Source organism: Undibacterium sp. RTI2.2 (assembly GCF_035018705.1).
Taxonomy (GTDB): Bacteria; Pseudomonadota; Gammaproteobacteria; order Burkholderiales; family Burkholderiaceae_D; genus Undibacterium.
Genome location: NZ_JASJXN010000034.1, coordinates 1 through 14,583, shown reverse-complemented (window position 1 = coordinate 14,583; position 14,583 = coordinate 1). Strand labels below are relative to the sequence as shown.

Annotated in this window: 13 protein-coding genes; all 13 read left to right on the top strand. The window is 46.7% G+C overall.

Annotation, left to right across the window (positions count from 1 at the left end; translation table 11 throughout):
• The first annotated feature begins 2 nt into the window (after positions 1-2).
• Entirely contained in the window at positions 3-623 is a 621-nt protein-coding gene (locus tag QN395_RS16295; RefSeq protein WP_322121200.1) for a ubiquinone biosynthesis accessory factor UbiJ, read from the top strand.
• Positions 623-2,185 (top strand): ubiquinone biosynthesis regulatory protein kinase UbiB, encoded by a 1,563-nt coding sequence (ubiB, locus tag QN395_RS16290; RefSeq protein ID WP_322121201.1) that lies wholly within the window; start codon positions 623-625, stop codon positions 2,183-2,185. Before QN395_RS16295 ends, ubiB begins: the two co-directional genes overlap by 1 nt.
• Before the next feature lie 10 nt (positions 2,186-2,195).
• Positions 2,196-2,918, top strand: a complete 723-nt coding sequence (locus QN395_RS16285; RefSeq protein WP_323491861.1) for a methyltransferase domain-containing protein — start codon at positions 2,196-2,198, stop codon at positions 2,916-2,918.
• A gap of 76 nt (positions 2,919-2,994) precedes the next feature.
• Positions 2,995-4,368, top strand: a complete 1,374-nt coding sequence (pssA, locus tag QN395_RS16280) for a CDP-diacylglycerol--serine O-phosphatidyltransferase (protein ID WP_322121203.1) — start codon at positions 2,995-2,997, stop codon at positions 4,366-4,368.
• 483 nt (positions 4,369-4,851) lie between these two features.
• Complete coding sequence (locus tag QN395_RS16275; RefSeq protein ID WP_322121204.1) at positions 4,852-5,865, top strand: GGDEF domain-containing protein; 1,014 nt, start codon at positions 4,852-4,854, stop codon at positions 5,863-5,865.
• Positions 5,866-6,312: 447 nt separating this feature from the next.
• Positions 6,313-7,737, top strand: a complete 1,425-nt coding sequence (locus tag QN395_RS16270) for a sodium:solute symporter family protein (RefSeq protein ID WP_322121205.1) — start codon at positions 6,313-6,315, stop codon at positions 7,735-7,737.
• A 224-nt stretch (positions 7,738-7,961) separates the two neighbouring features.
• On the top strand, positions 7,962-8,324 hold the full coding sequence (locus tag QN395_RS16265; RefSeq protein ID WP_322121206.1) for an FmdB family zinc ribbon protein: 363 nt from the start codon (positions 7,962-7,964) through the stop codon (positions 8,322-8,324).
• 85 nt (positions 8,325-8,409) lie between these two features.
• Positions 8,410-9,018, top strand: coding sequence for a DUF502 domain-containing protein (locus QN395_RS16260; RefSeq protein WP_322121207.1), 609 nt, complete (start codon positions 8,410-8,412; stop codon positions 9,016-9,018).
• Between the two features lie 118 nt (positions 9,019-9,136).
• Positions 9,137-10,942, top strand: a complete 1,806-nt coding sequence (gene aspS, locus QN395_RS16255) for an aspartate--tRNA ligase (protein WP_322121208.1) — start codon at positions 9,137-9,139, stop codon at positions 10,940-10,942.
• A gap of 104 nt (positions 10,943-11,046) precedes the next feature.
• A complete protein-coding gene (gene nudB, locus QN395_RS16250; RefSeq protein ID WP_322121209.1) occupies positions 11,047-11,499 on the top strand; it encodes a dihydroneopterin triphosphate diphosphatase in 453 nt (150 codons plus the stop codon).
• 40 nt (positions 11,500-11,539) lie between these two features.
• The gene (locus tag QN395_RS16245) at positions 11,540-12,391 is read left to right on the top strand and encodes an endonuclease/exonuclease/phosphatase family protein (RefSeq protein WP_322121210.1); all 852 of its coding nucleotides are present in this window, start codon (positions 11,540-11,542) and stop codon (positions 12,389-12,391) included.
• A complete protein-coding gene (locus QN395_RS16240) occupies positions 12,384-13,559 on the top strand; it encodes a phospholipase D-like domain-containing protein (protein WP_322121211.1) in 1,176 nt (391 codons plus the stop codon). The genes QN395_RS16245 and QN395_RS16240 overlap by 8 nt, the downstream gene beginning before the upstream one ends.
• The gene (locus QN395_RS16235; protein ID WP_322121212.1) at positions 13,556-14,404 is read left to right on the top strand and encodes a DUF429 domain-containing protein; all 849 of its coding nucleotides are present in this window, start codon (positions 13,556-13,558) and stop codon (positions 14,402-14,404) included. The genes QN395_RS16240 and QN395_RS16235 overlap by 4 nt, the downstream gene beginning before the upstream one ends.
• Positions 14,405-14,583: the final 179 nt, after the last annotated feature.

The following is a 14,583-nucleotide window of genomic DNA, read 5'->3' as shown; positions in this document are numbered from 1 at the left end:
TCATGACATATACGCTTCCTATCGTTCTCTTCATCAATCATTTGCTGGCACAGGAAAACTGGGCTAAGAGCGAGCTATTACCTCACGCGGGAAAAATTGCCTGCATCGATTTGCAGGCATTTACAATCCGCCTAAAAATAACTTCTGATGGCATGGTGGAGTCCCTCGCACCTGATCCGGTCGAGCTTAAAGCTGAAGCTGATGTTGCTAGTCAGGCTGAGCGCAACAACGTCACCATCCGTCTTCAGCTCAGCGATCTGCCTTTGATCGCCCAAAATCGTGAGCGCGCTTTTTCTTATGTCAAGATAGAAGGCGATGCCGACTTTGCTAATACGATTTCTCATCTAAGTCAGCATTTGCGCTGGGAGGCAGAAGATGATCTGAGCAAATTGTTTGGAGATATCGCCGCGGTCCGCATGGTATCTGGCGCACGCAGTCTGATGCAGGCTGCTAAAGAGACGCATCAAAAAATCCAGGAAAATCTTGCCGAGTATTTTCTCGAAGAAAACCCGATGTTAGTCCGTCCAGCGGCAGTTACCGCGATGGGGACAGAAATCAATAAGTTACGTGATGATGCAGAACGTCTCATCAAGCGCTTAGAAAAATTAGAAAGGTTGCGTTGATGCTGTTTAAGTTTTTGCGTCTCTTCAAAATCATCCGTATCGCAATTCGCTATGGGATTGATGAAATTGCGATTTCAGGTTTGTCGGTGCCGCGCACTGCCAGAGCGATTAATGCCTTACTTTTTTGGCGTGATTTGTCCGCACCGCGCGGCGAACGCTTGCGTAAGGCACTAGAAGACTTAGGGCCGATTTTCGTCAAATTTGGTCAGGTGTTATCGACCCGCCGTGATCTGATGCCGCCAGATATTGCAGACGAACTCGCCAAACTACAAGATCGCGTACCCTCGTTTGACCCTGATCTGGCAATTGCGCAAATCGTCAAGTCTCTGGGTGCGCATCCTGATCAATTGTTTGCCAGTTTTGACCGGATTCCTGTGGCTTCTGCCTCCATTGCTCAGGTGCATTTCGCTACACTCAAAGATGGGCGAGAAGCTGCCGTCAAAGTGCTACGTCCTGGCATGAAGGACACCATCGATAAAGACGTCGCGCTGATGCAAATTGCCGCAGGCTGGCTAGAAAAACTCTGGGCCGACGGCAAGCGCCTCAAGCCACGTGAGGTCGTAGCTGAGTTTGATAAATACTTGCATGATGAATTGGATTTGATGCGGGAAGCCGCCAATGGTAGTCAGCTACGGCGCAATTTTGCTGATTCCGATTTACTGCTGGTGCCTGAAATGTACTGGGATTATTGTTCTTCCTCCGTGATCGTGATGGAGCGCATGAAGGGTATTCCGATTTCTCAATTAGATAAGCTAATTGAGGCCGGCGTCGATATGTCCAAGCTGTCGCGAGATGGTGTCACTATCTTCTTCACTCAGATTTTCCGGGATGGATTTTTCCATGCGGATATGCATCCGGGTAATATTTTAGTCTCCACCGAGCCAGCGACTTTTGGGCGTTATATTGCACTCGATTTTGGTATCGTCGGCACGCTCAATGATTTTGATAAAGATTATTTATCGCAGAATTTTTTGGCTTTCTTCCGTCGAGATTACAAACGGGTTGCAGAGGCACATATCGAATCTGGTTGGGCACCTAAAGAAACCCGTGTCGATGAATTGGAAGCTGCGGTACGTGCTTGTTGCGAGCCGATTTTTGATCGCCCATTGAAAGATATTTCGTTTGGTCAGGTCTTATTGCGCTTGTTCCAAACTTCTCGCCGCTTTAATGTAGAAGTACAGCCGCAATTAGTTTTGCTGCAAAAAACTTTGCTGAATATTGAAGGTCTGGGCAGGCAGCTTGATCCCGATCTGGATCTGTGGAAAACCGCCAAACCCTATCTGGAACGCTGGATGAGTGATCAGATCGGCTGGCGCGGTTTGTTAGAAAAATTTAAAGCAGAGGCACCACGTTACAGCCATATTTTCCCGCAATTGCCACGACTTGCACATCAGGCGCTGACCCGAGCAGGTACACAAGGTGAGAATAGCGAACTACTTTCCGCACTGCTGCTAGAGCAACGAAGTACTAATAAATTATTACGTACTATTATTTATTTTGGTGGTGGTGCCATTGCAGGTGCATTATTAGCGCAATTAGTTTTACATTTGCTATACCTCTAAGCTTATTACAATGCAAAACTTCTCCAGTAAAGATTCTGCCGAGACGCGTTTTTGGGATGAGCGTTTTGAAACTGCATTTACTCCTTGGGATAAAGGCGGCGTCCCTCAAGCCTTGCAAGATTTTGTCCGGGCTGCAGAGGCACCATTGGTTACCTTGATCCCGGGTTGTGGTAATGGCTATGAAGCCGCTTTTTTTGCGCAAGCCAATTGGGATGTCACCGCGATTGATTTCTCTCCCGTCGCTGTGCGAAGTGCGCAGGCAGCTATCGGTGTCTGGAGTAAGCATGTGATTGAGGCTGACTTTTTCCAATTTAATCCAGCACGTCCGTTGCAACTGATTTATGAGCGCGCGTTCTTTTGTGCCTTACCTCCGCGTTTACGCAAAGATATTGTGCAACGTTGGGCTGGTTTATTGGCGGAGGGCGGCTTACTGGCAGGCTACTTCTTTTTTGAAGATGTGCCGAACATAACATCAGCAACGTCAGCAACGTCAGCAACGTCAGCAACGTCAGCAACGTCAGTAACATCAGCCGCTAAAGCCGCAACACCGAGCGCATCACAGGATACAAAACCTAAAGGCCCACCGTTTAGTATCCAGCGCCAAGCTTGGCAAGAGCTGATATTGCCCTATTTTTCGTTGGTGGAAGATTGTGATGTCAGCGATTCTATTGATGTATTTAAAGGGAAAGAGCGCTGGCAAATCTGGCGGCGGCTACCCGTTTCTGTCACTTGATAATCTGCCTGCAAAGTCCTGCCAGCGACAAGTCAGTATTGACCTGCGTGCTGTAAATACAATTACCTGAATTGTCATGAATTTTTTAAAACCCCGCTCCCCTTTAGCGCATTTAACCGGCATTCCATTGAACGCTAATGCAGTCACTACTTTGCATAGCGCGCTGGAGTTTCGCTTGGAGTTGCTTAAACAAATTGCCTCCGCAAAACAGCGCATTTATCTCTGCAGTTTATATCTGCAAAATGACGAGGCCGGTAGCGAGCTTGTAGAAGCATTGCACAAAGCAAAAGCAGCTCGCCCTGCACTTGATATTGCGGTGCTGGTGGATTGGCACAGAGCGCAGCGCGGGCTGATCGGTGAGGCTAAAAAAATAGGCGAGCAGGCGGGTAACGCCGGTTGGTATCAAAAAATTGCATCAGCACATACGACACATGTCCCCATTTATGGCGTCCCAGTTCAGACCAGAGAATTATTCGGTGTCTTACATCTAAAGGGTTTCGTCATTGACGATAGCGTCATCTACAGCGGCGCTAGTTTGAATAATGTTTACCTGCATAAATTTGATAAATATCGACATGACCGCTATCTGATTTTGCAAAGTACCGCACTGGCGAATTGTATGCAGTTGTTTATTCGAGAACATCTGTTATCTGCTTCTGCGGTACATCGGCTGGATATCGCAGAGATTCCGACAACGCAAAGCATTCGCGGTGATATCCGGAGTTTTCGTGAAAAACTCAAACAAGCGCGTTACAGCATTAATTCGCAGGACCATAGCCAGACAGAGGGAAGTGAATCAACAAGCCTGAGCGTGACGCCTTTAGTTGGCGTTGGTAAAAATAATCCACTCAATAAAGTGATCTGCCAGTTGCTCGCTGCAAGCAAGCATCAGATTACAATTTGTACGCCTTATTTCAATTTTCCTTTAGCGGTCACCAGAGAAATCAATCGCGCCTTAAAACGTGGCGTTAAGATTGATATTATCGTTGGCGATAAAACTGCGAATGATTTTTTTATTCCGCCAGATCAGGCGTTTAAAATCATTGCTGCTTTACCTTATCTGTACGAGACTAATTTGCGTCGCTTTGCAAAGTCACATCAGACGGCCCTGAATAACCGGCAACTTAATTTGCATTTATGGAAAGATGGCGACAATACCTATCATCTGAAAGGTGTCTGGATTGATCAGAATTACACCCTTATGACGGGCAACAACCTCAACCCCAGAGCATTTCGCCTGGATCTGGAAAACGCTCTACTGATCCATGATCCGCAACATGAATTAGCCAAACAAAGAGAAGCTGAGCTGCAAAGTATTTTTTTGCACACGATGCCAATCGACCATTACCGCTCGCTAGAAAAAACCAGCATGTACCCGGTTGAAGTGCGTAAATTATTAAGCCGACTGAGCAGAACCAGGTTAGATCGCTTGGCTTATCGGGTGCTTTGATAGCCCACCAAATATTAAAAAAATAAATTAGAACTTATACGAAATAGTGCAAGCAGGGCCGCTACACCTTGCCGTAACAATTTTGCGTAGGTCCTAAAATATAACGCCTTAGCTCACCGATAAATTCACATTAACTTACCACTCTCTGACTTGTGTCACTTAAGTTTGGGCAATTCTTAAGCGTCAGAAGTTTGCAGTTGTTTATATCTGGGGACGAGCTGAAGCTTAGATTTCCAGCGAAAACGCATCACTTGTCGTGTTACCATGTCCAAAATCATATAAAGTATTTAATCTATTCAATACATGCTATTCGGACGCAAAAATAATTCATTTTCTAATACAGATACTTTTCCGTTAACGGATTCTGTAATTGATTTTGACGAGACTTTGCCATCGATAGAGTCTACCGGGCGCCGCCAAAACGATACGTCGAGGGCCCCAGCCAAACGCACAACTCTTCAAAAATGGCTCATAGCTAGCGCAATGATTGCCTCATATTTCGTTGGTATTTTGATTTTCTATACTGTCGGCATGGTACAAAAATCAACCGTGTTGGTGCTAATGGGTTTGATCGCAGTTTTTCTTTTAACTTATTATTTGATTTTTAAGTCTGGCCTACATCTTAAATTTCGTGAAAAACGTTTAAAGCTACCGATCGTCACTACTGCTGTGGTATCTATGTTGTTGACTTGCTACCTTGATCCATCAACTCACATCCTTTTTACACCGTTCACCTTTATTGCAATCGCTTACGGTATGTATCGTATTTCCAGGCGCGATGTGATGTTGCTGGCCGGTGCCATATTGATTGGATTTGCGTTTGTGATGTACTTGCATTATTACAATTGGCGTAATCCTGCTTTGTTAAAACTGGAGTTTATGCACTTTGTCACCTTAGCCATTTCTTTGCCAGCGTATGTGTTTTTAACGGGGAAAGTACAGCTATTACATCGTGTCTTGCATCGTGCGAGTCGTAAAATCAAAAACATTGAAGAAGATGCGCAAAGAGATAATTTGGTCGGCTGTTTTAACCGGCGTTATATTGTCACTGCGCTTGAAGAACAAAAACAGTTGGCGGACGAGAACAAAACTCCGTTTTGTTTAGGGGTAATTGATCTGGATCACTTCAAACGGATTAATGACGAGCTTGGTCATCTTGGTGGCGATGAGGTTTTGCGTACTTTTTCACGTATTGCCCAAGAGAATATCCGTTCAGGTGACATATTCGGCCGTTATGGCGGAGAAGAGTTTTTGCTAATTTTTCCTACAACTTCATTGTTACCTGCGTTAAATACATCAGAGCGTATTCGTTCTCAAGTAGAACTGTATGCCTGGGATGGCGCATTGCAACGTCGTGTATCTGTCTCGATTGGCGTAACGCAATATATTCCTGGTGAATCAGTGTTGGAACTATTCTCCAGAGCTGACACCGCTATGTATATGGCGAAAGAGGGCGGTCGTAATCAGGTTGTTGTTGAAGAACCTGTTGAGCGTTAATAGAAGACTCGCAACTTAGCCGTAAAAATAAAACCGCTAAAGTTGAGCGCGGCATGGCACTCATGTTGATTAAAAGATTTTAGATTTTCCCTAAAATCGCTTCCCCCAATGTTTATAAGCCTTTCTAGCCCAATTGGGCCTGGAAGGCTTATGCTATCTGGACGTCCTTTCGCAGATTTTTTTGAAGCACTTTTGTAGTTCGCGTTCGTATGCAAACAAACATATAAGTCGTCACTACCTAATATTTCCCTGCGATACGGTGAGATATTGACCTATTGAGTTGTTATGCAATTACCAGCCACAATTAAGTTACAAACTGCCTTTGTTTTTACGCACATCTGGGTTAAACCTCTTGCAACTTGCCGTTATAATTCTTTCAGTAAATTTTCAAGCCATTTTTATTGACACTTTTTCGTGTCTTTTGACATCTTATTCGCTCGCACATTCATGAATACTCTTATCTGGTTTGTCATTCTGTATTGGATTATCTCGATCGGTATCGGTTTATACGCCGCCCGCTATGTGAATAACTCTAAAGACTATGCAGTTGCTGGCCGTGCATTGCCTATGTACATCGTCACTGCGACTGTATTTGCGACGTGGTTTGGGTCAGAAACGGTGCTGGGGATTTCTTCCACATTTGTGAAAGATGGTCTGAGAGGGGTGGTCGCCGATCCTTTTGGCTCTTCGCTGTGTTTGATTTTTGTCGGGCTGTTTTTTGCTCGTCCGTTATACCGTATGAACTTACTGACGATCGGCGACTACTACCGCAATAAGTTTGGCCGCACGGTAGAAGTCTTGGTTACTTTATGTATCGTGGTGTCGTACCTGGGTTGGGTTGCCGCGCAAATTAAGGCATTGGGTCTGGTATTTAACGTGGTATCGGGTGGTGCGATTTCTATGGATCTGGGCATGATGATTGGCGCCGCCAGTGTGCTGATTTATACCTTGATGGGTGGTATGTGGTCGGTAGCGATTACTGATTTTTTACAAATGATTATTATCGTGATCGGCATGTTGTACATCGGATGGGAAGTCTCTGGCATGGTCGGTGGCGCAGGTAATGTTATTGCGCATGCAGCGAATGCTGGCAAGCTGGAATTCTGGCCCGCACCCAATGCCAAAGATGCCCTCTGGTTCTTTGCTGCATGGATCACGATGATGTTGGGATCTATTCCACAACAGGACGTGTTTCAACGGGTAGCCTCGTCTAAAAATGAAAAAATCGCTGGTAACGCCTCTGTTCTGGGTGGCGTATTGTATTTTTGCTTTGCTTTTATTCCTATGTTCCTAGCCTATTCTGCCACCATGATCGATCCCAAAATGGTCGAAAGCTTAATCGACAAGGATTCTCAACTGATTTTGCCGACGCTGATCATGACCAAAGTGCCAATGCTGGCGCAAGTGATGTTCTTCGGTGCTCTGCTATCTGCAATTAAGAGCTGTGCCAGCGCTACCTTGCTTGCACCTTCTGTCACTTTCTCTGAAAACATTTTGAAGGCATTTTTCCCCAAGCAGACGGATAAGCAATTCCTTTTTATGATGCGCTCTGTCGTGTTGGTGTTCACGCTCATCGTGACGCTATTTGCAATGAACACAGGTTCTAGCATCTATAAAATGGTTGAGAATGCTTATAAAGTGACTTTGGTCGCCGCTTTTGTGCCGCTTGCTTTTGGTTTGTATTGGAAGCGTGCTACTACCCAAGGTGCTTTGGCATCGATAGTGCTGGGTTTGACTTCATGGATATTTTTGGAAATCCAAAGCCCTGAGGGTTTATGGCCTCCGCAACTGGTCGGGGTTGTGGTCAGCATGGCCAGTATGATTGTTGGTTCTTTGTTACCGCAATTCACTCCAAGGCAAGCGGCAGTCTGAGGTTAGTCTGACCTCGGCCTGGATTCTTGCTGAATAACTTGTAGGACTTACGCAAAACCGCACCAACTGCGTTACAGCGGCCTAGCCGTACTTAAAGACTGTCTTCGTCGCTACGCGTTGTTGGAACAAATTTGCGTAAGTCCTAACTTGGTCAATAAGATCGGCATTGAGGTCGGGAAAACCTTTATAATTCAGGGTTTTACAAGTTTTCTGGATGAACGAAGATGCCTATCTATGCTTATCGCTGTGAAGAGTGTGGTTTTGCCAAGGATGTATTGCAGAAAATGTCTGACGATCCTCTTAGCAATTGTCCCTCCTGTGGCAAATCAAGTTTTAAAAAGCAGGTAACGGCTGCAGGTTTTCAGCTTAAGGGTTCTGGCTGGTATGTGACGGATTTTCGTGGTGGTTCTGGTGGAGCAACTGCCCCAGCGGCCAATTCTGAGTCGGATGCGCCGTCTTCCTCCAGCGCAGAATCTGGCAAAGACAGCGGAACCGATGCAGCTACTGGTGCGGCTAGCATGACTAGTGCGAGCAGTACAACCAATGCAGGCAATCCGACCCCTGCTGCGCCGACTAGCACATCCTAATTGCAATACTCCATACTGGACGAAAACATCTGATTCAGTCACGAACTTAAATTGAACTTAATTCCATTAGCCGTTAGACAAATCAATGCGTAAATACTTTATTACAGGCTTACTGATATTGGTGCCTTTAGCCATTACCTTATGGGTATTGCATGCCATTATCAGCACAATGGATCAGTCATTGCTCTTGTTACCTGAGCAGTGGCGGCCAGAAGCACTGTTTGGTTTTAAAATTCCGGGCCTGGGTACTATCCTGACTTTGCTCATTATTTTTGTCACGGGTTTGCTGACACAAAATTTTATTGGCAATTATGTGGTCAAGATTTGGGAAGGCTTGCTAAACCGCATTCCTATCGTCAATTCGATTTACTCCAGTGTTAAGCAGGTTTCGGATACTTTATTTTCGTCTTCCGGTAACGCTTTTCGTAAAGCCGTGTTAGTACAGTACCCACGTCAAGGATCGTGGACGATCGGTTTTCTAACTGGTGTTCCGGGCGGGGATGTGGTTCAGTATCTGGATGGTGATTACGTTAGTATTTACGTGCCGACCACACCAAATCCAACATCAGGATTTTTTCTGATGGTACCAAAAGCAGATGCAATCGAATTAGATATGAGCGTTGATGCCGCTCTAAAATATATTGTATCAATGGGTGTAGTCGCACCCGATCAACTGCCAGTTGAAAAAAAATAAAGGCAATATTGCTGGGTTTTTAGCGCTTGATCTCATATCAGGATAAAAATCATAGAGTCATTGGGTATCAAAAATTAACGTAATTTTGTATAAATTTAAAACAGACAGGTAAGAAAATATGTCCATGCGTACTCACTATTGCGGCCTCACCACTGAGGAATTACTCGGCCAAACCGTCAGCCTGTGCGGCTGGGTGCATCGTCGCCGTGATCACGGCGGGGTTATTTTTATCGATTTGCGTGACCGCGAAGGCCTGGTGCAAGTTGTCTGCGATCCTGATCGCGCCGATGTATTTAAAGCCGCAGAATCAGTCCGTAATGAGTTCTGTCTGCGCATCACTGGCGTAGTCCGTAGTCGTCCCGACGGTACCGTCAATGCTAATTTGAAGTCTGGCAAAATCGAAGTGCTGGCACACAATGTTGAAGTGCTCAATCCATCGGTTACACCACCGTTCCAGCTCGACGACGACAATTTGTCTGAAACAACTCGCTTGACACATCGCGTCTTGGATCTGCGTCGCCCGCAAATGCAAAACAATTTGCGTTTGCGTTACAAAGTGACGATGGAAGTGCGTAAGTTCCTGGATGCGAATGGTTTCATCGATATCGAAACGCCCATGTTGACCAAATCTACGCCAGAGGGCGCACGCGATTATTTGGTGCCATCTCGTGTCAACGCAGGTAGTTTCTTTGCGTTGCCGCAGTCACCGCAATTGTTTAAGCAGTTGCTGATGGTCGCCAACTTTGATCGCTATTATCAAATCACTAAATGCTTCCGCGATGAAGACTTGCGTGCTGATCGTCAACCAGAATTTACCCAGATCGATTGCGAAACTTCGTTCATGAATGAACAAGAAATCCGCGATATGTTCGAGGGCATGATACGTCTGGTATTCAAAAACACGCTAGATATCGATTTACCAAATCCTTTCCCAGTAATGGATTTTGCTGAAGCGATGGGGCTATACGGTTCCGACAAACCAGATATGCGCGTTAAGCTGCAATTCACCGATTTGACGGCAGTAATGAAGGACGTTGATTTTAAAGTCTTCTCCGGCGCGGCAAATATGGATGGTGGTCGCGTAGTCGGCTTGCGCGTACCGGGCGGTTCTAACATGCCACGCTCTGAGATCGATGCTTACACGCAGTTCGTCGCGATCTATGGCGCTAAAGGTCTGGCTTACATCAAAGTGAATGAAAAAGCTAAAGGCCGTGATGGTTTGCAGTCTCCAATCGTTAAAAATATCCACGATGCAGCGATCGCACAGATTTTAGAATTGACTGGTGCTCAAGATGGCGATCTGATTTTCTTCGGAGCGGACAAAGCTAAAGTGGTGAATGATGCGATCGGTGCTTTGCGCGTCAAAATCGGTCATAGTGAATTTGGTAAAGCCAACGGCTTGTTTGAAAACGTCTGGAAGCCATTATGGGTCATCGACTTCCCTATGTTTGAGCATGATGAAGAAAATGATCGCTGGACTGCGACGCACCATCCTTTCACTGCACCAAAAGATGGCCATGAAGATTTCATGGAAACTGATCCGGGCAAGTGCATCGCCAAAGCCTACGATATGGTCTTGAATGGTTGGGAATTGGGCGGCGGTTCTGTCCGTATCCATCGCGCCGATGTACAAAGCAAAGTATTCCGTGCATTGAAGATTGACGACGCAGAAGCGCAACTCAAGTTTGGTTTCTTGCTGGATGCCTTGCAATACGGCGCGCCTCCGCATGGTGGCCTGGCATTTGGTCTGGATCGTATTGTGACAATGATGACGGGTGCAGAATCTATCCGTGACGTGATCGCTTTCCCTAAGACACAACGTGCGCAATGTTTGTTGACGCAAGCACCGTCTGCTGTGGATGAAAAGCAATTAAAAGAATTGCATATCCGTTTGCGTGCCGCTGAACCGGTAATCAAGGCATAAGTAGCGATCATCAACGGTGGTAATCAACGGCGTTGATCAGCAAACAAGCCATCCATAAGGCATAATCAGGGCGCGGTATTCCGCGCCTTTTTTTATTGGATAACATGCTTAAAATTCCTGAATCTGTACTGGTCGTTATTTACACCAAAGACTTAGATGTTTTGCTGATCGAACGTGCCGACCAGCCCGATTTTTGGCAGTCGGTTACTGGTTCTAGAGATAGTCTGGATGAACCCTTATTGCTCACTGCACAGCGGGAAGTCATGGAGGAAACCGGGATCGACTCCAGTGCGGCTGGTGTCGCACTGAGTGACTGGAGGATTTCTAATATTTATGAAATTTACCCGATTTGGCGACATCGTTATGCTCCCGGTGTGACGCAAAATACCGAGCACGTATTTGGTCTGTGTGTGCCACCAAACATCCCAATTCAGCTAGCGCCACGCGAGCATGTGCAATACTGCTGGTTGCCATATCGTGAGGCCGCGGATCGTTGCTTTTCGTCTTCCAACGCAGAAGCGATTTTGCAGTTACCTGCAATGCACGCGCTTGCATGATTGCCCTTTACTACTTTGTTCATCATTGATTGATTTGCCCATGAAATTACGGATTGCCACCTACAATATTCATAAGGGCGTTAGTGCATTTGGACGACGCACGCGTATTCATGACATCAAAGCTGCGATTGATTTGCTGGATGCTGATCTGGTATTTTTGCAAGAGGTACAAGGTCAGCATGATCTGCATGCAGCGAAACATGCGCATTGGCCAGAACAATCTCAACATGATTTTTTGGCGGGAGAATCGCATCATTCTGCTTACGGGATGAATGCAATCTATGAGCATGGACATCACGGAAACGCATTACTAAGTCGTTTGGCGATTTCTGATTTTACTAATCATGATGTCTCTGACCATGCTTATGAACAGCGCGGGATTCTGCATGCAGTAATTAGTACGCCTGGTGCTGATATCCATTGTTTTGTGATTCATCTGGGTTTGTTTGCAGCTAGTCGCCGTCGTCAGGTGCAAGCACTGATAAATCAGATTAAACATAGTTTGCCCGCTGATGCGCCTCTGATTATTGCGGGTGATTTTAATGATTGGCAAAATCATTTGAGCGCTAGTTTGTACCAGGGCCTAGGGGTGACAGAAGTATTTGATAATGTGATTCCAACGACAGGTAGTAGTACTTTTTTTTCGCGTAAAAGTAGTATTCAACACGGGCGGACTTTTCCGGCAGGCTTGCCTTTTTTACGTCTGGATCGTGTGTATGTCCGTGGTTTTAAAATAGAAAAAGCTCAAGTCATGACCGGTGCGCCATGGACTAAATTGTCTGATCACGTACCGATTGTGGCAACGCTGGAGCTGATCTCTGTAATGGCTCCAGAGTCAACAAAAAATTCAAGTCTCTTGCCCGACCTGACGTCTGATAAGACCCATGCGTAAGCTCCAGTTTGTCTCTGGTAATGAGGTGCGCTTGCTATATTGTGGTGCAGAGTATTTTTCTTCCTTGGTCGAAGAAATAGACGCTGCGCAAAAAGAAATTTATCTACAAACCTACATCTTCTCAAACGATGTAAATGATCCCACTGCCATGCGTGTGCAACAAGCTTTGGTGCGCGCCGCACAACGTGGCGTGATGGTACGAGTCATCATTGACTGGTTAGGCAGCGGTGGCCGACAATCAGACGCTTTAGTTCATCATTTTATTCAATCAGGGGTTGAATGCCGCAGTTTTAATCCTTGGTTCAAGCGTGGTCTGGCACGTACTCATAGAAAAATTTGTGTGATTGATCAGCGTTGCGCTTTGGTCGGTGGTCTGAATATTATTGACGACTTGATTGCCGACGATGGCTCTGGGCACGCACTGACGTCGCCACGCTGGGACTTTGCGGTACATGTGGTCGGCGCCTTGGTTGAGCATATCCGTTTAGAAGTGGCAACCCAGTGGATGAAGTTGGGGCGTTTAAATCTAAAATCGCGCTTTCAACTACTGCGGCGATTGCGTGAAGAGGATCAGGAAAACTCGCATCAGCCGATGCTGGCCACCTTTGTGGTGCGGGATAATTTGCGCAATCGCGCCACCATACAGCGGGCTTATTTGCACGCATTAGGATTTGCCAGAAAGCGCGCGATACTCGCCAATCCTTACTTTGCACCCGGCAGAAAATTCCGTCGAGCCTTAATCTCTGCCGCCAGTCGTGGCGTTGATGTGACCTTGCTGGTCGGCGTCGGTCAATTCCATTTGCAAGATGCAGTGACGCATTCTTTTTATCCAAAATTACTTAAGCACGGTGTCAAAATTGTCGAATATCGTAAGACGGCTTTGCATGCCAAGGTCGCGGTGATTGACCATAACTGGGCCACCGTCGGGTCGAGTAATTTTGATGGTCTGAGTTTATTCGTCAATCAAGAAGCCAATGTCGTGATCCGCGATGTTGGTTTTACCGAAAATCTGACGGCGCATCTGGAGCAGGGTATTGCCGATGGCGTCGCCATCGTTGCTGCGGACTATGCCAATCAGCCTTGGTATAAGCGTGCCTGGTACGGTTTTGCGTATATGGTTTATCGCAGCCTGATGCGTATTGTGACGCTAGGCGGCTATACCTCATGAAGCTGTACGGCGTTGACTTTACCTCTGCACCGGGCAAGCGCAAAGGAATTACGATTGCCGCCGCAGAACTACAGCCTGCAAGGGGAGATGAGCAGCCGACCTTGGTGCTGCAATCGCTGGCATCTTTGTCTGACTTTAATCAATTTGATGTCTGGCTACAAAGCCCCGGGCCTTGGTTAGCTGGCTTTGATTTACCTTTTTCTTTGCCGCGAGAACTGGTAGAGCAGCTGATCTGGCCTGATAACTGGGCAGATTTGATGCGACATTTAGAATGCATTACTCGTGCTGAAATGCGCGGATTATTTAAAGCTTTTTGCGATGCGCGACCAGCCGGTAATAAATTTGCCCACCGCGCCACCGATATTCCTGCCAATTCCTCACCGTCGATGAAATGGGTTAATCCGCCCGTCGCCTACATGTTGCATGCCGGTGCCCCACGTTTGTTGCGCGCAGGGCTGCACTTGCCCGGCATCCATTCTGGTGACGCTACAAACCCTGCACACAACGACTATGCAGAGGCCAGAATCGCGCTAGAGGCTTATCCTGGCATGGTGGCACGCAGTATCACCCGCGCATCTTATAAAAACGACGATAAGCGCAAACAGACTTCAGAGCGGCGCGACGCCAGAGCGCAAATAATTGATGCTTTGGAAGCCGGCAATACGCCCTGGCAGATTCGCCTGGGTTGCGGCGAATTCCGTCAGCAATTATTGGAGGATGGTAGCGGTGACTATCTGGATGCTGCCTTGTGTGCAGTACTGGCAGCTTGGGGCTGGCAGCGACGGGATGCTAATTTCGGCTTGCCAGAGTTTGATGCGCTGGAGGGTTGGATTGTTGGTGCTTAGCTGGATAAACCCAGATTTTCCATTAGACCGCTACTACTTCGCAAAAAACGCAGACGGCGTGCGGTCTTCAGAGGGATAACACCACCGCGATTTGAGTGGGACCGCTACAGCGACAATTGCACCTTTGGCGAACTGCCTGGCGTTGTTGCTCCTCCTAGCAAGATGCAGCTTGCGTCGTC

Excerpts from the sequence above, each read along its gene's own strand:
- QN395_RS16295 (WP_322121200.1), top strand. The coding sequence starts at position 3 with ATGACATATACGCTTCCTATCGTTCTCTTCATCAATCATTTGCTGGCA.
- ubiB (WP_322121201.1), top strand. The coding sequence starts at position 623 with ATGCTGTTTAAGTTTTTGCGTCTCTTCAAAATCATCCGTATCGCAATT.
- QN395_RS16285 (WP_323491861.1), top strand. The coding sequence starts at position 2,196 with ATGCAAAACTTCTCCAGTAAAGATTCTGCCGAGACGCGTTTTTGGGAT.
- pssA (WP_322121203.1), top strand. The coding sequence starts at position 2,995 with ATGAATTTTTTAAAACCCCGCTCCCCTTTAGCGCATTTAACCGGCATT.
- QN395_RS16275 (WP_322121204.1), top strand. The coding sequence starts at position 4,852 with ATGATTGCCTCATATTTCGTTGGTATTTTGATTTTCTATACTGTCGGC.
- QN395_RS16270 (WP_322121205.1), top strand. The coding sequence starts at position 6,313 with ATGAATACTCTTATCTGGTTTGTCATTCTGTATTGGATTATCTCGATC.
- QN395_RS16265 (WP_322121206.1), top strand. The coding sequence starts at position 7,962 with ATGCCTATCTATGCTTATCGCTGTGAAGAGTGTGGTTTTGCCAAGGAT.
- QN395_RS16260 (WP_322121207.1), top strand. The coding sequence starts at position 8,410 with ATGCGTAAATACTTTATTACAGGCTTACTGATATTGGTGCCTTTAGCC.
- aspS (WP_322121208.1), top strand. The coding sequence starts at position 9,137 with ATGTCCATGCGTACTCACTATTGCGGCCTCACCACTGAGGAATTACTC.
- nudB (WP_322121209.1), top strand. The coding sequence starts at position 11,047 with ATGCTTAAAATTCCTGAATCTGTACTGGTCGTTATTTACACCAAAGAC.
- QN395_RS16245 (WP_322121210.1), top strand. The coding sequence starts at position 11,540 with ATGAAATTACGGATTGCCACCTACAATATTCATAAGGGCGTTAGTGCA.
- QN395_RS16240 (WP_322121211.1), top strand. The coding sequence starts at position 12,384 with ATGCGTAAGCTCCAGTTTGTCTCTGGTAATGAGGTGCGCTTGCTATAT.
- QN395_RS16235 (WP_322121212.1), top strand. The coding sequence starts at position 13,556 with ATGAAGCTGTACGGCGTTGACTTTACCTCTGCACCGGGCAAGCGCAAA.